Source organism: Pyxidicoccus xibeiensis (genome assembly GCF_024198175.1).
GTDB classification, from domain to species: Bacteria; Myxococcota; Myxococcia; order Myxococcales; family Myxococcaceae; genus Myxococcus; species Myxococcus xibeiensis.
In genome coordinates this window covers 376231-396698 of the sequence record NZ_JAJVKV010000004.1, presented here as the reverse complement: position 1 = coordinate 396698, position 20468 = coordinate 376231, and the positions used below count along the sequence as shown (strand labels likewise).

Genomic DNA, 20468 nt, shown 5'->3' with positions numbered 1-20468 from the left:
GGCCGGGAATGGCGAAGGGCCGGACGGGGGCTGCAACACCCCCACCCGGCCCTTGTGTCCGCCGCGAGCGAAGCGGCTCAGTACGCCTTGGAGAACACGATGCGGCCCGGCGAGGGCTCACCGGTGACGACGCACTTGCCCGGCTCCTGGGTGAGGCTGAAGGGGCGGTTGCGCGTGGTGAGGCCCGTCTCTTCCTTGATGCGCGCCTCCACCTTCGGGTCCAGGTTCCAGTGCGCCAGCAGGAAGCCCGCGTCCGCCTTCTCCTTCATCTCCTCGTAGCTGTTCACCTCGAAGGTGTGGGACTCGCGGAAGTCCTTCGCCTTGTTGAAGAGGTCCTTCTGCATGGCGTCCAGCATGGCCTGGGCACGGGCCACGGCCTCGTCCAGCGGGATGAACTCCTTCTGCTTCAAGTCACGGCGCACCATGACGCAGGAGTTCTTGGCCAGGTCCTTGGGGCCAATCTCGATGCGCAGGCACGTGCCGATGAGCTCGTGCTCGTAGTACTTGAAGCCCGGGCCCTTGCTGTCGTCGTCGTCCACCACCACGCCCAGCCCCGCCTTGCGCAGGTCCGCGGCCAGCGCGTGGCCCTTCTCCTTCACCTGGGCCTTCTCCGCGTCCGTCGCCTTGCCGGCGATGGGGATGATGACCACGTGGGTGGCCGCCAGCTTCGGCGGGACGATGAGCCCCGAGTCATCCGAGTGCGTCATGATGAGGCCGCCGATGAGGCGCGTGGACACGCCCCAGGACGTCTGCCACACGTAGTGCTCCCGGCCGTCGCGGCCCTGGAACTTCGTGTCGAACGCCTTGGCGAAGTTCTGCCCCAGGTTGTGGCTGGTGCCGGCCTGCAGCGCCTTCTTGTCCTGCATCATCGCCTCGATGCTGTAGGTGCGCAGCGCGCCGGCGAACCGCTCCGACTCCGACTTGCGCCCCGTCATCACGGGCATCGCCATGTAGTCCTCGGCGAACGTCCGGTAGACCTCCAGCATCTGGAGCGTCTCCTTCTCCGCGTCCTCCTCCGTCTCGTGGCAGGTGTGGCCCTCCTGCCAGAGGAACTCCGTGGTGCGCAGGAACAGCCGCGTGCGCATCTCCCAGCGCATCACGTTGGCCCACTGGTTCAGGAGCATGGGCAGGTCGCGGTAGCTCTGGATCCACTTCGCGAAGCTGCGGTTGATGATGGTCTCACTGGTGGGCCGGATGACGTAGGGCTCCTCCAGCTTGGCGCCGCCCGCGTGGGTGACGACGGCCAGCTGCGGGTTGAAGCCCTCGACGTGCTCGGCCTCCTTCTTCAGGTAGCTCTCGGGGATGAGCAGCGGGAAGTAGGCGTTCTTGTGGCCCAGGTCCTTGAACATCTTGTCCAGGACGCGCTGCATGTTCTCCCACAGCGCATAGCCGTTGGGCCGGATGACCATGCAGCCCTTCACGTCCGAGTAGTCGGCGAGCTTCGCCTTCTGGACCAGGTCGACGTACCACTCGGAAAAGCCCTTCTCGCGGGGCATGAGCTTCTCGGCCATGTGCGGAGCACCCTTCTAAAGGCGTGGAAATAGAGGTGGGTTGCCTACGCCGGCCCCATTCGGATTGCAAATTCTTCGACCGCTGGTCAAAATACGAACCAAAGGTTTGAATCCGCATCTGGAGGCACGCATGCTTCGCCCCGTGGCCGAGGACGTCCACGTCCTCACCGTCGACTTCAAGATGGGTGCGTTCGACCTGGGAGGCCGGATGACCGTCGTCCGCCTGCCGGACGGAGGGTTGTGGGTGCACTCGCCCGTCCGCTTCAGCCCCGAGGCGCGCGCGGCGGTGGACGCGCTGGGGCCGGTGCGCTTCCTGGTGGCGCCCAACCTCATGCACCACCTGAGCCTGCAGGACTGGGCGGCGGCGTACCCGGACGCGAAGGTGGCGGCGCCCGCGGGGCTGCGCAAGAAGCGCCCGGAGTTGCGCATCGACCTGGAGCTGGGGGACGCGCCGGACGCGGGCTGGGCAGGCGTCATCGACCAGGTGCTGGTGCGGGGGATGCCGAAGCTGGACGAGTACCTCTTCTTCCACCGGCCTGGCCGCACGCTGCTCGTCACCGACCTGGCCTTCAACGTCCACCGGACGGGCTCGTGGTTCACCCGGACGTACCTGAAGCTCAACCGCGCCTGGCAGCGGCTGGCGCCCACGTTCATCGTCCGCGCCATCCTCGAGGACCGGGCGGCGGCGCGCGCGTCGCTGGACACGGCGCTGGCGTGGGACGTGGAACGGGTGGTGGTGTGCCACGGCGACGTGGTGGAGCGCGGTGGCCGGGAGGCGCTGGCGAATGGCTTCGCCTGGCTCTAGCGGAGGAGGCAGGAAGCCTCCTGCCCGCCGGCGCGCGCCGCCCGCGACACCTGGCGCGGACGCGGAGCGCGAGGCCCGCAAGGCGCGGCGTCAGGAGGGCCGGCGCAAGGCCATCCTCACCGCCGCGCGCGCGGTGCTGGTGCGCGAGGGCATCTCCCGGCTGACGCTGGAGGCGGTGGCCGCGGAGGCGGACCTGAGCAAGCCGTCGCTCTTCTACTACTTCCGCTCCAAGGAGGAGCTCGCCGGGGAGCTGGCGGTGGAGGGGCTGGCGCGGGAGGTGGAGGTGCTGGAGGCGGCCGTCGCCGGCGCGGGCAGCGGGGTGGAGGCGCTGGCGGCGCTGGTGCGGGCCAAGGTGGACCTGTACGCGGAGGACCTGGACGGCTTCCGCGTCGTGTACCTCTGGCCGCAGCTCCTGGGCCGGCAGTCCGACTCGCAGCGTGAGCGCGTCTACGCGCTGAGTGCCCGGCTCAACGACGTGCTCGAGGCCCGGCTCCAGGAGGACGCGCGCGCGGGCCGGCTGGCCCCGGGCTTCCAACCCCGCCGGCTGGCCAACGTCGCCTGGACGTCGGCGCACGGGCTGCTCGCGCTGGTGGCGGGGCTGGAAGATGCGGGTGGCACTACACGGCACACCTTGTCGCAGCTGCGTGACGAGACCTGTGCGCTGCTGCTGCGGGCGGGGATGCGCTGAGTGTTGCTGTGAACAGATGTCGCGTCGCGCTAAGAAGGGCCTCTTCCCAGTCGTTCGTCTCCAGGAGGCTTCATGCGGTCGTCTCTCTCGTCTCTCCGGGCTGCCGGCGTCATGGCGGCGTGCCTCGTCTCCAGCGCTGCACTCGCCAACTCCATCGGCATCTCCGGTCGCAGCGGCAAGCAGCAGGGGCAGACGTGCACTGCCTCCGGGTGTCACGCCGCCCCCGCCGGCACGACCAACCCCACGGTGACGCTGGAGGGCCCTGAGAGCCTCGCGCCGGGCGCCACCGGCAACTACCGGCTCATCGTCCGCGGCGGTCCGGGCGTCCGGGCGGGCTTCAACGTGGCGGTGGATGGCAGCAACGACGCGAAGCTCGGCGCGACCTCTGGCACGCGGCTGCTCAGCGGCGAGGTGACGCACAGCGCCCCCAAGGCCTTCGCCAACGGCGAGGCCGTCTTCGACTTCACGCTGGTGGCGCCGGCCTCCGGGAGCACCCTCACCCTCTACGGTGCCGGCAACTCGGCCAACTTCAACCAGACGGAGGCGGGTGACGCCTCCGGCACCGATACGCTCCAGATCAAGGTGGGCGATGGCGGCGGCGGCGGTGGCGACGACGAGGGTGGCTGCGCGGCCGCCGGTGGCGCGCCGCTGCTGGGCGCCGCGCTGCTGCTGCTGGGCGCTCGCCTGCGCCGCCGTCGCTAGGCCGCGCCGCGCCGCGTAGGCGGCTGCCTGCCCGGCGGACGGCTTCGGGAGGGTGGGGCGACAGGGCCGGGAAGCCCGGCCTATCATCCCCGCCCTCCCATGCACCTCCGCCGACTCCTTCCCATCCTGTTCCTGATGGGGCCGCTCGCGTGTGCGACCGGCCCTGGCCTCCGCCCGCCGGAGGCCCCGGCCACCACCGTGCAGCGCAAGACGGGCGAGCTGCGGGTGATGACCTTCAACATCCAGTCCGGCGCTCGCGGGCTGGAGGGCGTGGCCAACGTCATCCGCGCCTCGGTGCCGGACGTCGTCGCGCTGCAGGAGGTGGACGTCGGCTCCACGCGCGCGGGGGGCCTGGACCAGGCGGCGGAGCTGTCCCGCCTCACCGGCCTGAAGTACCGCGCCCACTTCCGCACCACGGACCTCTACGGCGGCGCCTACGGCCTGGCGCTGCTGTCCCGCTTCCCGCTGGAGGCGCTGGCGCAGTACCCACTGCCGGTGCCCCGGGGCGCGGAGCCTCGCGCGCTGGCCCACGCGGTGGTGGCGGTGGACGGGCGCGAGGTGAGCGTCTATCTCACCCACCTCATCCGCCGGCCCTTCAACGCGGACGCGCGCGTGCGGCAGAGCGCGCTGGTGGCCCGGCTGCTGGCGGCCGACGCGCGGCCCAAGCTGCTGCTGGGAGACTTGAACGACGACCCGGACTCGCGGCCCATCCGCCTGCTGCGGCGGGGCATGCGGGACGTGGTGGCCGCCACGGGGAAGGCCGAGGGCACCTACCCCATGCCCTTCCTGCTGCCCACGCTGCGCATCGACTACGTGCTGGCGTGTGACGCCTTCACGCCGGTGGCCAGCCGGGTGCTGCGCGTGGGCGTGTCGGACCACTACCCGGTGGTGGCGGACCTGCGGCTGAAGCCGGAGGACCCGTCGGTGGTGGCCGAGCGCGCCGCCCGGGAGGGCGCCGCCGTCGGCTCCGCGCCTTGAGCGCGGGCGCCTTTCGTCAGCTCACGTTGAAGCGGTAGAGCACTTCCTTGTCGCCCTTGCTGTAGCCCTTGAGGACCTGGTGCTTCAGGTTCTTCGCGCCCAGGTACGTCAGCCCGCCGTGGGCGAAGCCCATGACGGACAGCTCGAAGTAGACGTGGGGCTTGGGGACGTGGGTGATGCTCAGGTCCGTGTGGCCCTGGCCGGGGGTCACGGTCAGGTCGCCCTCGGTGAAGTAGCCCTTCCAGATGCCGGGGGTGAACACGAGGAAGCGCCGCAGGTCGCCCTGGGCGAACATCGTCTTGAGCTGGCCCTGGCCCAGCGCGTACTCGGCGGACTTGATGCCGAACTGCCACCAGGCGTCCTTGTTGTTGCCGTAGAAGCGCGCCAGCAGCTCCTCGTTGAGGTGGAGGAACGCTTCGGCCGGCATGCGCGTCACCGGCATGATGGGCATCGAAAAGAAGGGCTCCTTCTTCGCGATGTCCGCGATGAAGGCCTTCCAGGCTGCCTCCCCGTGGGACTGCACCATCATCTGCTGTCGTGCCAGGAACGCGACGCCTTTGACTTCCATTCATGTCCTCCGCTGCGTGCCCCGCGCGCACCTGCCCGCGGGTCCAACCCCGGCGTGCTCCGGGCGACCCATTGTGCTTCGTGACTCCGAGGGGAAAAACCTCTCGGGTGATGGAGCCGCGCTGATGCCTGCCTGCTAGTCGAGCTGGAGGCCGCAGTCGCTGCAGGCCCCGGCCACCAGCGGCGCGGCGGTGCCACAGGCGGGGCAGGGCGGCTCGGCGTCCTCGGCCACGGGTGGGGCATGGAGGGGACGTCCCTCCGGCATCAGTCCCTCGGCCTGGATGCTGTCCAGCCAACGCTGCTGGAGGAGCGCGGCCACGCGGGGCCCGTCCTCCGGGCGCACCAGCACCTGGAACTTCGGGCTGCAGCCCACCTTGGAGCAGGCCTCGCGGTGGACGAGCGCCGGAACGTCCGCGCCCAGACAGGCCTCCACCAGTCGCCGCGCGTCCATCAGCGCCATCTCCGCACAGGGGACCACTTCCGCGTCCGCCAGCACCTGCGTCGCCTCTTGCTCGGTCATCACGTGGGGGATTGGAGCCCAGGGGAGGGCAGGTCGTCCAGCCCGCTCGCACGTCCGGCTGCTCCCCGGCCTGACTTGCCCCGCTGTCTGACAATCAAAAGGGGAATCAGACGCCCGGGGTGTCGCACGGGAACGCCCGGATGCTCACCGTGCGTGCGGTGTTCCGCCCGCTGCTGGGAAGCGTGGGCGGGCTGCGTGGGGGAAGTGACATGCGTCGTGGATGGGGATGGAGCTGGGGGGCCTGTCTGGCCCTGGTGGTGGCGGCGTGCGGGGGACCGGTGGAGGAGGGAGTGGAAGAGGGGCCCTCGGAGGTGGCACCGCTGCCGGTGGCGGAGAAACCCCGGGCACCCGGGAGTGCGCGGGCCGCCGCGGCACCCGGGGGGACGCGCTGGCTCCAGTCGCTGGGGGGCGTGGGCAAGGAGCACGCGGCGGGCCTGGCGCATGACTCGGAAGGCAACGTCTCGCTGGCGGTGAACGTCGACCACGCGATGGGGGACGGGCTGGGCGCGCTGGCGTCGTACGCGCCCGGCACCTTCGTGGTGGTGAAGTACGGCACGGAAGGGGGGCGGCTGTGGTCGCGCCACCTGGAGGGCTTCGCGGAGTCGCTCACGGTGGACTCGCGCAGCAACGTCTTCGTCACGGGCCGCAACCCGGCCGGAGCGGACTACGGCGGGGGCCCGCTGCCCGCGGGGCGCTTCCTGCTGAAGCTGGACCGCGATGGGGACTTCGTCTGGGCGCGCTCGCTGGAGTCGCTGGGCGTGTCCTCCGCCTTCGAGGTGCAGCGGATGGACACGGACCGGTTCGGCAACGTGGCGCTGGTGGGCACGCTGCCGGACGCGCTGCTGCGCAACGTGGCCGCGCTGCTGAAGCTGGGGCCGGACGGGGACTTCCTGTGGCTGCACGCGGACGGGCGCGAGGGCTTCGCGACGGGCGTGGCGGCGGACAGCGAGGGCTACTTCTACGTGACGGGCTGGCACCCCGTGAGGCAGCCGGGGGAGGTGGACTCGGTGCCCTTCCTGATGAAGCTGGACGCCGCGGGCAACGTGGCGTGGACGCAGTCGTTCGACTCGGAATACGGCATGGCCACCTCCGTCGCCGTGCACGGCAACCGCGTGCTGGTGTCCGGCTGGTTCATCAAGCCGCTCATCTTCCAGGGGCGCATGTACCAGGCGAAGGGAAGCTGGAGTGATGCCTTCGTGGCGGCCTTCGACCGCGAGGGCAGCGCGCGCTGGGTGCGCGTGCTGGGCTTCTCCGGCCTGGATGTCTCCATGGACTACGAGGACGGCGTCACCGTGCTGGGCCGGTACGAGGATGGGGACGACCTGGGCACGGGCCCCATGGCGGGTGTGCCGGGCGTGCAGTCCAACCTCTTCGTCGCGAAGCTGGACCGGGTGGACGGCACGCTGCGGTGGGTGCGTGGCTTCCCCATGGCGCACCCGGCTGGCACGGATGTGTCCGCGGACCGCTTCTTCGTCTCGTCGCATGCCACCACGGGCGCATGCTCCGTGGCGGGTGGGCGGATTGCCCCGGCGGACTTCGGGATGGGGATGCTGCCGCCGCCCATGGGCGGCAGGCGCGACCTCTTCCTCGGCGGCTTCGACCCCTGAGTGGTGTGCGGAAGGGCCCGGGTCCTCGGGGGCGGTGCTGACCGCCTCCGGGGGCAGGGCCCTTCGGAGTCCGCCCTCCGAGCATGGGCCCGGTTCCTCTGTGCTTCTCCCCTGCGGGGGACGGAGGATGGGGCATGTCCTGGAAACGAAGCCCGGCCGTCGGAATGCCGCCTGCGCGGGCCGCTTCGAAGAAGCCCTCCGAGGCGTCTGCCCTGGGACAGGGCCGCGCGTCGCCGTGGTCCGCGAAGGACCGAGCGCGGCGTTGCACGTTGATGCGAGGGCAGCGGACGAGGCGCGCCGAGGCGCGGCTGCACCCGTGGGCCGCGCTGCTGGTCGTCGTCCTGCTGAGCGCCGGTTGTGCGAGCACGTCGGCAGGTCCTGGCCTTGAAGGCGCGCTGACCGACGGCTTCCATTCGGATACCGCTCGGGCGGCGTGGAGCCTGGAGAGAGGCGGAGACGCAGCGGCTTGGGGGCGCAGGGACGCGTCCGAGGCTGGAGCAGTCCCGGCCCTGCCCCCGGGCTGGCCGCACCTGGAAGCGAGCGAGGAGGTGCTGGCGCCCTTCCTGGAGAGCGCGTCGCCCGCGGGCTTCGTGGCGTTGCAGCGCGGGGTAGACATGCCGCGGCTGGTGGAGTCGCTGAAGGACTGGGACGCGGTGCGGCTGGGGGCGCTGGGGCCGCTGCGGACGGAGGCGGCGCAAGTCCTCCACCGCAAGCGCGCGGCCTTCCTCGTCACCGCGACGGAGAAGTACGGCGCGGCACGGGCGGAAGTCTTCGCCCTCTTCGTGCTGCACACGGCCTTCGACGAGGACGTGCGTCAGTTGCTGAGGCTGCTGGCCGGGGACAAGCGACTGGCGCAGACGCTGGGGGAGATGGGCAGCGTCCGCGAGGAGCTGCGACGGCGGGGCTTGCCGCTGTCGGAGTTGGCGGACCGGGAGGAGCGAGCCGGTGACGTGGCGAGGGGACTGGGCCGCGCCGCGAGGGATGCACTGGCCAGCAGCCCGTTGAGTGAGGGCGCGCGGTACCAGGACTTCTCGGCGAAGGTGGTGCAGTTGCCGGTGCCGTACCAGGAGGCCCTGCACGAGGTGGAGAAGGCGCTGATGCGTCAGCACTTCGAGCCGGGCAGCGTGGTGGTGGGCGGCTTCGACTCCCTGACTTTCGGCGTGCCGGTGGGCTTCTACCACCTGGTAGCGGGGACGGGGCAGGGCGTGTCCTCACTGGCGCGAGGCCGCTACGAGCAGGCGACGCGAGAGCTGGCACCGTCGGCGCTGCTGGTGGCGCTGTACGCGGGAGGCCGGGGCGCCCGCGCCGTCACCGGCTCCAGGGGAACGGGGCCCCGCGTCCAGGTGCCGGGGCTGCACCTGGAGGGGTTGAAGGAGGTGGCGGAGCGGCTGGCGGGGAGGCTGGGAGGGGAGGGCGTCCGGGAGCTGGCGCGCTACCTCCAGGCCAGCCGGGAGGCGGCCTTCCTGGTGTGTGAGGGAGGAGAGGCGGCGGCGGTGGCGCTGCACGAGGCGCGTGGCAACGTGGCCCGGGCGCAAGCGTGGCTGTCGGAGGCGAAGCCGCCGCGCGCGGGGCCGGCGACGGCGGGAGCGGGCGTGGCGAAAAGCGCGGGAGGAGTGGCCGCGCTGGTGCGGGAGGCGGCGGGCTTCACGAGGGAGGCGGTGGAGGCGCGGCTGCGCCAGGCGGAGCAGGAAGCGCCGGGGGCGCGACTGACGGCCGACGTGGCGGTGCTGGAGGCGCGGCGCCCCCGCGTGGAAGCGCCACCGAGGGGCGCGCAGGGCTCGCCGCTGTGGGGCGAGTACGTGGCGTACTGGGAGGGGCGCGTCGCGGAGCTGAAGCAGGGCAGGGCGGCGAAGCCACCGCTGACGTGGGAGGGCTACCAGCCGATGCGCGGCCTCTTCGCGCGGGGGCTGGACTTCGAGAGGCGCATGGCGGCCCGGCTGCGCGAGGACGCGGCGCTTCCCAGGGGGCAGCGCCAGTGGCTGAAGGACTTCCACGCGCCGCGAGTGGAGACGCACGTGGGCGTCGCGAAGGAGGGCGCTGCCGGTGTCCGTTACACGGACGTGCTCGTCATTGACGAGAGTCCGCCCGCGGGCCAGCCGCCTCGCGTGGAGACCTTCAGCTTCAAGAGCCGGGACCTTTCGCTTTTGAAGCAGGCTGATCTGGCATCACAGCTGATTGCGGATTCAAGAGCAGCCCTGCGCTACTACGGCGAGACGCTGGACCTCCGTCGTCGCTCTCTGCGTCCAGACGGCAAGCCGGTGCAGGTCCAGGTCCAGCGTGTTCGCCTCATTTACGAAGGGGGCCCGCTTGTGCCCTCGGCACCCAATGCATTTGCGGCGGCCGTTGAGGAAGCTCGGCGTAAGGTCAGGGGCGTGGAGGTCCTGGTCCAATGAAGGTGGTGAGTTGGCACGAGTTGAAGCCCGCGGACCGCCTATGGCTCTCCTTCAGGGGGGCTTTCGACCCCAAGGCCAATCTGGAGGCAGCGTTGGAGCCTTTCCTCCAAACGTTGGAGGCCAATGCTGGCGGGTGGATGCCGGACGTCATCAAAGGCAAGCGGAGCCGCAAGTACTCCCGCGCCGCCGTCTGGAAGTCGCTGGACGAACGGCGTGATGGAGAGAGCACGTCCATCGGGCTCTATCGCACCCGGGCGCCCGCGTTGGACATGACGCTCACGCTCTGGTCCGACGCTTCTCCCGAGCTGAAACTCATGTTCCATGTCCAGCCCCTCTCCGTCTTCTCAGGAGTGGAGGACTGCGACGGCCTGGTGGAGATGGTGCGTGCCTGGGCCGCGCACTACCCGGTCACCCACTGCTGGGCCCACAGCATGGCGGATGATGAGCTGGCAGGCGGCCCGTACTTCGGAAGGGACCTGCAGACCACGGTGCAAGACGGCTTCGACCGAATCTACGAGCTGAGCTGGCTCAACATCTTCGGTCCGAAGCTGGTGGAGACGGTGGGGCGCGAGCGCCTGCTGTCCACACCGGCGCACCGGGTGGAGGCACTGCCTCACGGCGCCATCCTCCTGGTGACGTGGCCCACGGCCGCGGACTTCGCCAGCGACGAGGCCCGCCAGGCCCAGGCCCGCGCCTTCGTCCACCTGCGCCCGGAGCTCGACTACGCCACCGTCCTGCGCACCCTGCGCGAGCGCAGCGCCGCGCTCGCCCCCGTGGAGCCGCGCTTCCCCCCGGACGTGGCCGGCCTGCTGGAGCGCACGCTGGAGCGCACCGCCTTCAGCCAGCGCTCCCGCCGCATCGCCGAGCTCAACGCGTGGACGCCCCCCGAGCCCGAGGAGTGGCTGCCCGCCAGCGCCTGCCTGCCCATGGACGTGGAGGACGCGCAGCGCGAGCAGGAGCACTATGCCTACCTCGCCGAGCGCTGCGTGGCGCTGCTGCACACGGAGGTGCCCTCGGTCTTCCAGGAGACGCCCGAGTCGCTGACGGACGCGGACGCGTACTTCTGGAAGGAGGAGTTCCCCCAGACGCGCTCGCGGGAGGCCATCGAGGAGCACGCGGTGCCCGCGGTGGGGGCGTACCTGGGAGAAGTGCTGGTGAGAAACCTGGGAGGGCAGTGGATACCGCGCAGGAAGCTGGAGGAAGCCCAGGTGCGGGTGGGCCAGCGGGTGTGGCTGCCCTTCCTGCGCGCTCGCCGTTACCTGCGCTCCAACCCGTCACTGCTCGACTACTCCCTCACCCAGCTCTACCGCGTGGCCGCGCGCTTCCAGTCCTGAGCGCTGGCGGGTGCCGCAGCCAATGAGAGTGGTGGCCGACTGGCCTTCCGCACTCTCCGCGTCGAAGTAGCCCTCCCACCCTCGTGTCCGGCAGTACGCTGGGGCGCACCGCTGAAAGGCGCCGTGCTCCGCGACGGACAGGCGGCGGAGTTTTCCTTTCATGAGATGGAGTGGTGATGCGTGCCGGGGCGCTGCTGGTTTCGTGGGTGTGGCTGCTGCTGGCCGTCGGCTGCGCGACGACGTCGGCAGGCGCTGGCCTGGAAGGCGCGCTGGCCGACGGCTTTGCGTCCGACGGTGCGCTGGCGTCGTGGAGTCTGAAGGGCGGAGGGGACGAAGACGCGGCGTCCCTGGGGCAGAGGGGCGGAGCAGTCCCGGCCCTGCCCCCGGGCTGGCCGCACCTGGAAGCGAGCGAGGAGGTGCTGGCGCCCTTCCTGGAGAGCGCGTCGCCCGCGGGCTTCGTGGCGTTGCAGCGCGGGGTGGACATGCCGCGGCTGGTGGAGTCGCTGAAGGACTGGGACGCGGTGCGGCTGGGGGCGCTGGGGCCGCTGCGGACGGAGGCGGCGCAAGTCCTCCACCGCAAGCGCGCGGCCTTCCTCGTCACCGCGACGGAGAAGTACGGCGCGGCACGGGCGGAAGTCTTCGCCCTCTTCGTGCTGCACACGGCCTTCGACGAGGACGTGCGTCAGTTGCTGCGGCTGCTGGCCCGGGACAAGAGACTGGCGCAGACGCTGGGGGAGATGGGCAGCGTGCGCGAAGAGCTGCGACGGCGGGGACTGTCGCTGTCCGGTTTCGCGGACCGGGAGGAGCGAGCCGGTGACGTGGCGAGGGGGCTGGGCCGCGCCGCGAGGGATGCACTGGCCAGCAGCCCGTTGAGTGAGGGCGCGCGGTACCAAGACTTCTCGGCGAAGGTGGTGCAGCTGCCCGTGCCGTACCAGGAAGCAATGCACGAGGTGGAGAAGGCGCTGATGCGTCAGCACTTCGAGCCGGGCAGCGTGGTGCTGGGCGGCTTCGACTCCCTGACTTTCGGCGTGCCGGTGGGCTTCTACCACCTGGTGGCTGGGACGGGGCAGGGCGTGTCCTCACTGGCGCGAGGCCGCTACGAGCAGGCGACGCGAGAGCTGGCACCGTCGGCGCTGCTGGTGGCGCTGTACGCGGGGGGCCGGGGCGCCCGCGCCGTAACCGGCTCCAGGGCCGCGGGGCCCCGCGTCCAGGCGCCGGCGCTGCACCTGGAGGGGTTGAAGAAGGTGGCGGAGCGGCTGGTGGGGAGGCTGGGAGGGGACGGCCTCCGGGAGCTGGCGCGCTACCTCCAGGCCAGCCGGGAGGCGGCCTTGCTGGTGTGTGAGGGAGGAGAGGCGGCGGCGGTGGCGCTGCACGAGGCGCGTGGCAACGTGGCCCGGGCGCAAGCGTGGCTGTCGGAGGCGAAGCCGCCGCGCGCGGGGCCAGGGACGGCGGGGGCCTCACGCGGCGCGGGAGGAGTGGCCACGCTGGTGCGGGAGGCAGCGGGCTTCACGCGGGAGGCGGTGGAGGCGCGGCTGCGCCAGGCGGAGCAGGAAGCGCCGGGGGCGCGACTGACGGCCGACGTGGCGGCGTTGGAGGCGCGGCGCCCCCGCGTGGAAGCGCCGCCGAGGGGTGCGCAGGGCTCGCCGCTGTGGGGCGAGTACGTGGCGTACTGGGAGGGGCGCGTCGCGGAGCTGAAGCAGGGCAGGGCGGCGAAGCCACCGCTGACGTGGGAGGGCTACCAGCCGATGCGCGGCCTCTTCGCGCGGGGGCTGGACTTCGAGAGGCGCATGGCGGCCCGGCTGCGCGAGGACGCGGCGCTTCCGAGATCACAGCGCAAGTGGCTGAAGGACTTCCACGCGCCGCGAGTGGAGACGCACGTGGGCGTCGCGAAGGAGGGCGCTCCGGGTGTCCGCTACACGGACGTGCTCGTCATTGAAGAGAGTCCGCCCGCGGGCCAGCCGCCTCGCGTGGAGACCTTCAGCTTCAAGAGCCGGGACCTTTCGAGGTTGGATGACATGGAGCTGCGGGCACGAATGGTTGCGGATGCTGGAGACGCCCTGCGCTACTACGGCGAGACGCTGGACCTCCGTCGGCGCTCACTCCGCCCAGACGGCAAGCCGGTGCAGGTCCAGGTCCAACGAGTCCGCCTCATCTACGAAGGAGGCAACCTCAGGCCCGTGGATGCGGCCATGTTCGAGACAGTCCTGAAGAGGGTTCGGCATACAGTCAAAGGAGTGGAGGTGTCGACTCAATGAAGGTGGTGAGGTGGCACGAGCTGAAGCCAGCGGACAGCCTCCGTCTTTTTTTCGAAGGCGCCTTCGACTCCAAGGCCAACTCCGAGCGCGAGCTGGAGCCCTTCCTTCAGGCACTGGAGGCTTGCGCGGGTGGCTGGATGCCGGACGTCGTCAAAGGTACACGGAGTCACAAGTACTCCCGTGCCACCTTCAGGAAGGCGACGGAGCAAGAGCGCGACAGCGGGGACTTGTCTATCGGGCTCTATCGCACCCGCGCGCCCGCTTTGGACATGACGCTTTGGCTTGAACCCCCACCTTCGTCCGAGTTGATGATCACGGCCAAGGTCCATCCGCTCTCGACCTTCGCGGGAGCGGAGCATTGCGATGGCCTGGTGGACATGGTGCGTGCCTGGGCCGCGCACTACCCGGTCACCCACTGCTGGGCCCACAGCACAGCGGACAATGACCTCGCGGGCGCTCCCTACTACGGCCGCGATGAAGAGACCGCACGGCAAGACGGCTTCGACCGAATCTACGAGCTGAGCTGGCTCAACATCTTCGGTCCGAAGCTGGTGGAGACGGTGGGGCGCGAGCGCCTGCTGTCCACGCCGGCGCATCGGGTGGAGGCACTTCCCCACGGCGCCATCCTCCTGGTGACGTGGCCCACCGCCGCGGACTTCGCCAGCGACGAGGCGCGCCAGGCCCAGGCCCGCGCCTTCGTCCACCTGCGCCCGGAGCTCGACTACGCCACCGTCCTGCGCACCCTGCGCGAGCGCAGCGCCGAGCTCACCCCCGTGGAGCCACGCTTCCCCCCGGACATGGCCGGCCTGCTGGAGCGCACGCTGGAGCGCACCGCCTTCAGCCAGCGCTACCGCCGCATCGCCGAGCTCAACGCGTGGACGCCCCCCGAGCCCGAGGAGTGGCTGCCCGCCAGCGCCTGCCTGCCCATGGACGTGGAGGACGCGCAGCGCGAGAAGGAGCACTATGCCTACCTCGCCGAGCGCTGCGTGGCGCTGCTGCACACGGAGGTGCCCTCGGTCTTCCAGGAGACGCCCGAGTCGCTGACGGACGCGGACGCGTACTTCTGGAAGGAGGAGTTCCCCCAGACGCGCTCGCGGGAGGCCATCGAGGAGCACGCGGTGCCCGCGGTGGGGGCGTACCTGGGAGAAGTGCTGGTGAGAAACCTGGGAGGGCAGTGGATACCGCGCAGGAAGCTGGAGGAAGCCCAGGTGCGGGTGGGCCAGCGCGTGTGGCTGCCCTTCCTGCGCGCCCGCCGTTACCTGCGCTCCAACCCGTCACTGCTCGACTACTCCCTCACCCAGCTCTACCGCGTGGCCGCGCGCTTCCAGTCGGAAGACACGGGCCGGCATCGGGACTAGCCTCCACCCCGTGCCACCCTCCTCGCTGTCCTCCACGCCCGGGCGCCTGCGCCGTCTCCTGCTCGTCGTCGCGGGAGCACTGACCTGCGGCGTGTTCGGCCTCGCGTGGGTGGTGGACCGCTTCGGTCAGCGCGAGCGGGCCGGCGATGCCGACGCAGTCGTCGTGCTGGGCGCGCGCGTGCTGCCGGGCGGGGTGCCCTCCGGCGCGCTGCGGGCGCGCACGGAGAAGGCGGTGGAGCTCTACCAGCGCGGCGTGGCGCCCCGGCTCGTCTTCTCCGGGGGCGTGGGGGTGAACCCACCCTCGGAGGCCCGGGTGATGCTGGCGCTCGCGACGCGGCTGGGCGTGCCGCCGGAGGCCTGCGTCCTGGAAGAGGAGAGCCACTCCACGGAGGACAACGCCCGGCTCGCGGCGAAGGTGCTGAGGGAGCTCGGCGCGCGGCGCGTGGTGGTCGTCTCGGACCCGTACCACCTGCTGCGCGCGCGCCAGTACTTCCGGCTCAACGGCCTGGACGTGGCCACCAGCCCGGCGCTGGAGACCGAGCGCAACCTCAGCCCGGTGGACCGCTTCTACTGGACGGTGCGCGAGGCCATCGCCCTGCTGCTGCACCCGCGCGTCCTGCTGGCCCGCGCGCCTACTCCTCCGGCACCGTGAGCGCGCGCAGCTCGCGCCGCCCGCCCGGAGACACCACGCGCAGCAGCAGGGACTCCCCGGGCCGGGCCTCGCGCAGAGCGCGCAGCAAATCCCTGGCGCGCCGCACCGGCTCGCCCTGCGCCTCCACCACCACCATGCCCGGCACCAGCCGCGCGTCGGCGGCCGCCGAGCCCGGGTCCACGTCCGTCACCAGCGCACCCGCCGCGGGCAGCTCCTGGACCCGCGACAGCCGCGCGTCCACGTCCGCGAGCCCCAGGCCCACGTGATGTCGTGGCTCCTCGGCCTGGGCCTCCGGCGCCGCTCGCGGCCCCACGCCCTCCAGGTCGGGCCGGGTGCCCAGCGTCGCCTTCAGCTCCTGCTTCTTCCCGCCGCGGTAGACGGACAGGATGAGCGCGGAGCCAGGGGCCTTGAGCGCCACCGTGCGGGTGAGGGCGCGGCCGGACTGAATGGCCTGCCCGTCCGCGGCGACGATGACGTCCTCCGGCTGGAGTCCGGCGGCCTCGGCGGGGGTGCCCTCGGTGACGTCGTTGACGATGGCGCCCTCGCGCGCGGGCAGGCCCAGCGCCTCGCCCAGGTCCGGCGTCAGGTCCTGCACCGCCACGCCCAGCCAGCCCCGGGTGACGGCGCCCTCCTTCTCCAGCTGCGGAAGCAGGGCCTGCACGAGGTTGCTCGGCACCGCGAAGCCGATGCCCGAGCCCTGGCCGATGATGGCGGTGTTGATGCCCACCACCTCGCCCCGGAGGTTGAAGAGGGGCCCGCCGGAGTTGCCCGGGTTGATGGCGGCATCCGTCTGGAGGAAGTCGTCGAAGGGGCCCGCCTCGATGTCGCGCGCCTTGGCGGAGACGATGCCCAGGCTGACGCTGGAGCCCAGCCCGAAGGGGTTGCCGATGGCCACCACCCAGTCCCCCACGCGCAGCGCCTCCGAGTTCCCCAGGCGCACCACCGGCAGGGACTTCCCGTCCTCGCCCCGCTGGAGCTGGAGCAGTGCCACGTCCGTGAGCGGGTCCGTCCCCAGCACCTTCGCGCCCAGCTCGCGCCCGTCGGGCAGCTGCACGTGGATTTCCGTGGCGCCCTCCACCACGTGGTTGTTGGTGAGCACCAGCCCCCGGGCATCGACGATGAAGCCCGAACCGATGCCCTGGCGCGACGGCTCCTCGCGCGGCCCCTGGCCGAAGGGCGTGAAGGGACCCCACGGCGCGCCCCCGGACGGTGGCTCACCTTCCTCTTCCCACGGCGCGCCCTCCTCCTGGCCGCGGCGGGAAGGCGCGCCCGAGCGCACCTCCACGTTGACGACGGCGGCCTTCACGGACTCCACCAGCGGGGCGACGGACGCGAGCGCGGAGCGCATGTCCGGAGGCATCGCCTGGACGGCGGGGCTGTCCCGCGACGGCACGAGACCCTGGGAGCCGGGCTCCGCGGCCCCGGTGGGCGGCGGAGTGGGCAGCAGCTCTTCGCGCCCGCATCGGCAGCCGGACAGGGACAGGGCCAGTCCCAGGGCAGCCAGGCATGCGCTTCTCTTCATCGCGATTCCTCCTCCAAGCCACGTCCGGACGCGGCGGCCCCCCACCGACGCGCCCGTCGGTGCCTTCATGGGAAGGGTGGCCACGCACGGCCCCGAGCGTCCGGGCCGGGGAGCGGGCTTCAGGCCGAGCGCTCGCGCGCTCCCGGCGTGGTGGGCGGTGCATCGCTGCGTCGCAGCAGCTTCTCCAGGATGCGGAACAGGGCCTTGCGGTCGCCCGCGTCGAGGATGCCGAGCATCTGCCCCATGCTCTGGCTCATGAAGCGGTCGAGCTTCTGGAAGGTCGTCTGCCCATCAGGCGTGAGGCGGCAGCGGACGACCCGGCGGTCCGAGGCGCTGCGCTCGCGCACCAGGTGGCCTTCGCGCTCCAGCCGGTCCACCACGCCGGTGACGGTCTTCTCGGTGACGCCCAGTCGCTTGGCCAGCTCGCCCATGGTGAGTGCGCCGTCCTGGCCCAGCCACAGCAGGGCATGCACCTGCGGCGGCGTGAACTGGAGCTGCTCACAGGTGCTCGCGATGGGGTCACGGAGCGAGCGCCTGCGGCCGAGCGCCAGCAACAGCTGCTGGAGCTTCAGCACATCGGCGGAGACGTCTTCTTCCTCTTTATGGAAATTCCGTGACACGGAGTATGGCTTAGCGGCCTGGGCGATGCGGGTCAACCTGTTGTCTCGACGGCGGCTGGCATGCGGACAATGTGCCCTCGGCTGCCCTGGAACGCGAGGAGCGTCTTCGTCATGCGTGGATTGAGCCTGCTCTGTGCCTCCCTGCTGCTGCTGGCGGCGGTGCCCGCCCGCTCGGAGAAGGCGCTGGTCTTCGCCGCGGCGAGCGCCACGGATGCGCTCCAGGAGCTGGGGCCGGCCTTCACGAAGGCGACGGGCCACGAGGTGGAGTTCGCCTTCGGGGCCTCCAGCGACCTGGCCCGGCAGGCGGTGGCGGGGGCCCCGGCGGATGCCTTCCTCTCGGCGGACGTGGTCCGGTTGGACACCGTGGAGCGGGCGGGGCTGGTGCAGCCGGGCACGCGGTTGGACCTCCTGTCCAACCGGCTGGTGGTGGTGGTGCCGTTGGACGTGAAGGGTCGGCTGGCGGGGCCGGAGGGCCTGAAGGGGCTGAAGCGCCTGGCGCTGGCGGACCCGGCGGCGGTGCCGGCGGGGGTGTACGCGAAGGGGTGGCTGGAGAAGGCGGGGCTGTGGAAGGCGCTGGAGGCGAAGGTGGTGCCGGCGCTGGACGTGCGGGCGGCGCTGTCCGCCGTGGAGTCGGGGCGGGTGGACGCGGGGGTGGTGTACGCGACGGACGCGGCGCAGTCGAAGCGGGTGCGGGTGGCCTTCGTGGTGCCGGAAGCGGATGCGCCGCGCATCGTCTATCCGGTGGCGGCGCTGGCGAAGGGGAAGTCGCCGGAGGCGGGGCGGGCCTTCGTGCGCTTCCTCCAGTCCGACGTCGCGAGGAAGACCTTCGAGCGGCACGGCTTCGGGGTGCCGGTGGCGGCGGAGGGGAAGCGCGCGCCGTGATGGAAGGCACGGCGGGACTGGTCCTCTTCACAGTGGCGGTGGCGGCGGTGGCCACGCTGCTCATCCTCCCGCCCGGGGTGGCTGCGGCGTACGCGCTGGCACGCTGGGACGGGCCGGGCAAGGGCGTGGTGGAGACGCTGTTGGCGCTGCCCATGGTGCTGCCGCCCACGGCGGTGGGCCTGGTGTTGCTGGAGTTGCTGGCGCGCAACGGCCCCGTGGGCCGGGTGCTGGACGCGTGGGGCGTGGAGGTGGTGTTCACGCCGCGCGCGGTCGTGCTGGCCAGCGCGGTGATGGCGTTTCCGTTGCTGGTGCGCTCGGCTCGCTCGGGCTTCGAGGAGGTGGACCCGCGGCTGGTGGCGGTGGCGCGCACGCTGGGGGACTCGCGGGCGCGGGCCTTCTTCCGGGTGACGCTGCCGCTGGCGTGGCGCGGGGTGCTGGTGGGCGCGCTGCTGGCCTTCTCCCGGGCGCTGGGCGAGTTCGGCGCCACGGTGCTGGTGGCGGGCAACATCCCCGGGCGCACGCAGACGCTGTCGCTGGCCATCTTCCACCGCACGCAGCTGGGGCAGGACGCGGAGGCGCTCCAGCTGGCGGGCGTGGCGACGCTGCTGGCCTTCGCGGCGGTGTACGCCACGGAGGTGGTGACACGGCGGCGGGGGCGGCGGGTGCGCGCGTGATGGAAGGAACGTTCATTCCACCCCGACTGGCGGCGGCGCGGCGAACCGGCTGGCGACTCCAGTCGAGACGGCCGCCCCGCGCGGTGGTGGCACTTCACCGGAAGCAGGGGGCGGCGACGCCACGGGCGGGCGTGAGCGTGCGGGAGGCCACTGCGGCGCGCTCCGCTGGAGCTGCGACGCAGCCGACCTCGCCGTGGCTTCGATGGAGCCACACCTCGCCGAGCCCGGGGCGTTCGGCTGTGCGCCCCGCCAGCGCTGCGATGCGGCGTCTCAGCGGGAAGGTGGACGCGTGAGCCTGGACCTGTCCATCCGGCTTCCGCTGGCGCGCTTCACGCTGGAGGTGCGGACCCGCCTCACGGGAGCGTCGGTGGCGGTGATGGGGCGCTCGGGCTCCGGGAAGACGTCCCTGCTGGAGGTGCTGGCCGGGCTGCGGCGCGGTGCCCGGGGACGCGTCGAGCTGGGCGGGCGCGTGCTGCTGGACAGCGACGCGCGCGTGGACGTGCCGCCCGAGGCGCGGCGCATGGGCTACGTGCCCCAGGATGCGCTGCTCTTTCCGCACCTCACGGCCGGGGAGAACGTGCGCTTCGGCGTGCGCCGGGGCCGGCCCTCGCGGGCGGACGAGGCCGTGGCGCTGCTGGAGCTGGGTCCGCTGCTGCACCGCTACCCCGCGACACTCTCCGGAGGGGAGAAGCAGCGGGTGGCCCTGGCGCGGGCGCTGGCCACGGACCCGGCGCTGCTGCTGCTGGACGAGCCGCTGGCCGCGCTGGACGTGGCGCTGAAGGAGCGGGTGCTGCCGTACCTGCTGCGCGTGCGGGACGAGGCGAAGGTGCCGATGCTGTACGTGACGCACCAGCTCGGCGAGGCGCGAGTCCTCGCCCACGAAGCGCTGCTGCTGGAGGAGGGCCAGGTCCGCGCGGCGGGCCCCGCCTCCGAAGTCCTGGGCTCTTCGGCCCGGGGGCTGCTCGCGTCGGAGGGCGAGGGCGAAGAGAACATCCTGGAAGGAGTGCTGGAGCGCCCGGAGGGTGGAGGGCTCCGCCTGCGCGTGGCGGACGGGCTGGCGCTCTGGGTGCCGGACGCGCCGGAACTGGCGGCGGGCGCACGCGCGGCGTACGCGGTGCCGTCCGAAGACGTGCTGCTCTCCATGGGCCCGCTGTCCGGAGTGTCCGCGCGCAACGTGCTGGCGGGCACGGTGGTGAAGGTGGAGCCGGCGGCAGCGGGAGAGGACGCGGCCACGGTGGACGTGGCAGGAGTGCGCTGGGTGGTGCGGCTCACCGAGGCTTCCGTGCGTGAGCTGGGAGTGACGCCGGGCGCCCGGGTGTACCTCGCCGTGAAGTCGGCCGCGTGCCGGAGGCTGCGGTAGGCGCGGACCGCTTCACCGATACCCCTTCAGTCGTGAGCCC

18 protein-coding genes are annotated in these 20468 nt (G+C 71.9%); 13 read left to right on the top strand and 5 right to left on the bottom strand.

The window, feature by feature from the left end; translation table 11 throughout:
- Positions 1–77: 77 nt before the first annotated feature.
- Positions 78–1511 (bottom strand): proline--tRNA ligase, encoded by a 1434-nt coding sequence (gene proS / locus LXT23_RS19475; RefSeq protein WP_253981705.1) that lies wholly within the window; start codon positions 1509–1511, stop codon positions 78–80.
- 130 nt (positions 1512–1641) lie between these two features.
- Between proS and LXT23_RS19470 the strand changes: the two genes are divergently transcribed.
- The 4 genes from LXT23_RS19470 to LXT23_RS19455 all read left to right on the top strand — a co-directional run bounded on the left by LXT23_RS19470 (position 1642) and on the right by LXT23_RS19455 (position 4684).
- Complete coding sequence (locus LXT23_RS19470) at positions 1642–2316, top strand: DUF4336 domain-containing protein (protein WP_253981704.1); 675 nt, start codon at positions 1642–1644, stop codon at positions 2314–2316.
- Positions 2297–3004 (top strand): TetR/AcrR family transcriptional regulator, encoded by a 708-nt coding sequence (locus LXT23_RS19465; RefSeq protein WP_253981703.1) that lies wholly within the window; start codon positions 2297–2299, stop codon positions 3002–3004. The genes LXT23_RS19470 and LXT23_RS19465 overlap by 20 nt, the downstream gene beginning before the upstream one ends.
- Positions 3005–3076: 72 nt before the next feature.
- Positions 3077–3706, top strand: a complete 630-nt coding sequence (locus LXT23_RS19460) for an MXAN_6652 family MXYO-CTERM-anchored protein (protein WP_253981702.1) — start codon at positions 3077–3079, stop codon at positions 3704–3706.
- A 198-nt stretch (positions 3707–3904) separates the two neighbouring features.
- Positions 3905–4684 (top strand): endonuclease/exonuclease/phosphatase family protein, encoded by a 780-nt coding sequence (locus LXT23_RS19455; protein ID WP_253981701.1) that lies wholly within the window; start codon positions 3905–3907, stop codon positions 4682–4684.
- A gap of 16 nt (positions 4685–4700) precedes the next feature.
- Here LXT23_RS19455 and LXT23_RS19450 read toward each other — a convergent pair whose 3' ends face one another.
- Positions 4701–5252 carry a hypothetical protein gene (locus tag LXT23_RS19450; RefSeq protein WP_253981700.1) on the bottom strand — a complete coding sequence of 184 codons (552 nt, stop codon included), beginning with the start codon at positions 5250–5252 and terminating at the stop codon, positions 4701–4703.
- A 135-nt stretch (positions 5253–5387) separates the two neighbouring features.
- Positions 5388–5771, bottom strand: coding sequence for a hypothetical protein (locus LXT23_RS19445; RefSeq protein ID WP_253982336.1), 384 nt, complete (start codon positions 5769–5771; stop codon positions 5388–5390).
- Between the two features lie 140 nt (positions 5772–5911).
- Here LXT23_RS19445 and LXT23_RS19440 point away from each other — a divergent pair, with 140 nt between their 5' ends.
- From LXT23_RS19440 to LXT23_RS19415, 6 genes are all read left to right on the top strand, one after another.
- The gene (locus tag LXT23_RS19440; protein WP_253981699.1) at positions 5912–7378 is read left to right on the top strand and encodes a hypothetical protein; all 1467 of its coding nucleotides are present in this window, start codon (positions 5912–5914) and stop codon (positions 7376–7378) included.
- A 548-nt stretch (positions 7379–7926) separates the two neighbouring features.
- Positions 7927–9771 (top strand): hypothetical protein, encoded by a 1845-nt coding sequence (locus LXT23_RS19435; protein ID WP_253982360.1) that lies wholly within the window; start codon positions 7927–7929, stop codon positions 9769–9771.
- Positions 9768–11105, top strand: a complete 1338-nt coding sequence (locus tag LXT23_RS19430; RefSeq protein ID WP_253981698.1) for a hypothetical protein — start codon at positions 9768–9770, stop codon at positions 11103–11105. Before LXT23_RS19435 ends, LXT23_RS19430 begins: the two co-directional genes overlap by 4 nt.
- 176 nt (positions 11106–11281) lie before the next feature.
- Positions 11282–13360, top strand: coding sequence for a hypothetical protein (locus tag LXT23_RS19425; RefSeq protein ID WP_253981697.1), 2079 nt, complete (start codon positions 11282–11284; stop codon positions 13358–13360).
- A 308-nt stretch (positions 13361–13668) separates the two neighbouring features.
- On the top strand, positions 13669–14718 hold the full coding sequence (locus LXT23_RS19420) for a hypothetical protein (RefSeq protein WP_323379044.1): 1050 nt from the start codon (positions 13669–13671) through the stop codon (positions 14716–14718).
- Positions 14719–14728: 10 nt separating this feature from the next.
- Entirely contained in the window at positions 14729–15370 is a 642-nt protein-coding gene (locus tag LXT23_RS19415) for a YdcF family protein (RefSeq protein ID WP_253981695.1), read from the top strand.
- On the opposite strand, the gene LXT23_RS19410 is transcribed toward LXT23_RS19415, so the two are convergent.
- Both LXT23_RS19410 and LXT23_RS19405 read right to left on the bottom strand, forming a co-directional pair.
- Positions 15351–16892, bottom strand: a complete 1542-nt coding sequence (locus LXT23_RS19410; protein WP_253981694.1) for a Do family serine endopeptidase — start codon at positions 16890–16892, stop codon at positions 15351–15353. The two genes, LXT23_RS19415 and LXT23_RS19410, sit on opposite strands and share 20 nt — an antisense overlap.
- Positions 16893–17011: 119 nt before the next feature.
- Complete coding sequence (locus LXT23_RS19405; protein WP_407692895.1) at positions 17012–17467, bottom strand: MarR family winged helix-turn-helix transcriptional regulator; 456 nt, start codon at positions 17465–17467, stop codon at positions 17012–17014.
- Between the two features lie 156 nt (positions 17468–17623).
- On the opposite strand from LXT23_RS19405, the gene modA reads away from it, so the two are divergent.
- The 3 genes from modA (at position 17624) to modC (ending at position 20428) form a co-directional block, all read left to right on the top strand.
- Positions 17624–18394, top strand: coding sequence for a molybdate ABC transporter substrate-binding protein (modA, locus tag LXT23_RS19400; RefSeq protein ID WP_253981692.1), 771 nt, complete (start codon positions 17624–17626; stop codon positions 18392–18394).
- On the top strand, positions 18394–19068 hold the full coding sequence (gene modB / locus LXT23_RS19395; RefSeq protein WP_253982335.1) for a molybdate ABC transporter permease subunit: 675 nt from the start codon (positions 18394–18396) through the stop codon (positions 19066–19068). Before modA ends, modB begins: the two co-directional genes overlap by 1 nt.
- A gap of 289 nt (positions 19069–19357) precedes the next feature.
- Positions 19358–20428 carry a molybdenum ABC transporter ATP-binding protein gene (gene modC, locus LXT23_RS19390; protein WP_253981691.1) on the top strand — a complete coding sequence of 357 codons (1071 nt, stop codon included), beginning with the start codon at positions 19358–19360 and terminating at the stop codon, positions 20426–20428.
- Positions 20429–20468: the final 40 nt, after the last annotated feature.

Coding starts and splice junctions, on each gene's coding strand:
- LXT23_RS19470 (WP_253981704.1), top strand. CDS start 1,642: ATGCTTCGCCCCGTGGCCGAGGACGTCCACGTCCTCACCGTCGACTTC.
- LXT23_RS19450 (WP_253981700.1), bottom strand. CDS start 5,252: ATGGAAGTCAAAGGCGTCGCGTTCCTGGCACGACAGCAGATGATGGTG.
- LXT23_RS19420 (WP_323379044.1), top strand. CDS start 13,669: ATGATCACGGCCAAGGTCCATCCGCTCTCGACCTTCGCGGGAGCGGAG.
- LXT23_RS19410 (WP_253981694.1), bottom strand. CDS start 16,892: ATGAAGAGAAGCGCATGCCTGGCTGCCCTGGGACTGGCCCTGTCCCTG.
- LXT23_RS19445 (WP_253982336.1), bottom strand. CDS start 5,771: ATGACCGAGCAAGAGGCGACGCAGGTGCTGGCGGACGCGGAAGTGGTC.
- modB (WP_253982335.1), top strand. CDS start 18,394: ATGGAAGGCACGGCGGGACTGGTCCTCTTCACAGTGGCGGTGGCGGCG.
- LXT23_RS19430 (WP_253981698.1), top strand. CDS start 9,768: ATGAAGGTGGTGAGTTGGCACGAGTTGAAGCCCGCGGACCGCCTATGG.
- LXT23_RS19440 (WP_253981699.1), top strand. CDS start 5,912: ATGCTCACCGTGCGTGCGGTGTTCCGCCCGCTGCTGGGAAGCGTGGGC.
- proS (WP_253981705.1), bottom strand. CDS start 1,511: ATGGCCGAGAAGCTCATGCCCCGCGAGAAGGGCTTTTCCGAGTGGTAC.
- modA (WP_253981692.1), top strand. CDS start 17,624: ATGCGTGGATTGAGCCTGCTCTGTGCCTCCCTGCTGCTGCTGGCGGCG.
- LXT23_RS19465 (WP_253981703.1), top strand. CDS start 2,297: ATGGCTTCGCCTGGCTCTAGCGGAGGAGGCAGGAAGCCTCCTGCCCGC.
- LXT23_RS19425 (WP_253981697.1), top strand. CDS start 11,282: ATGCGTGCCGGGGCGCTGCTGGTTTCGTGGGTGTGGCTGCTGCTGGCC.
- LXT23_RS19460 (WP_253981702.1), top strand. CDS start 3,077: ATGCGGTCGTCTCTCTCGTCTCTCCGGGCTGCCGGCGTCATGGCGGCG.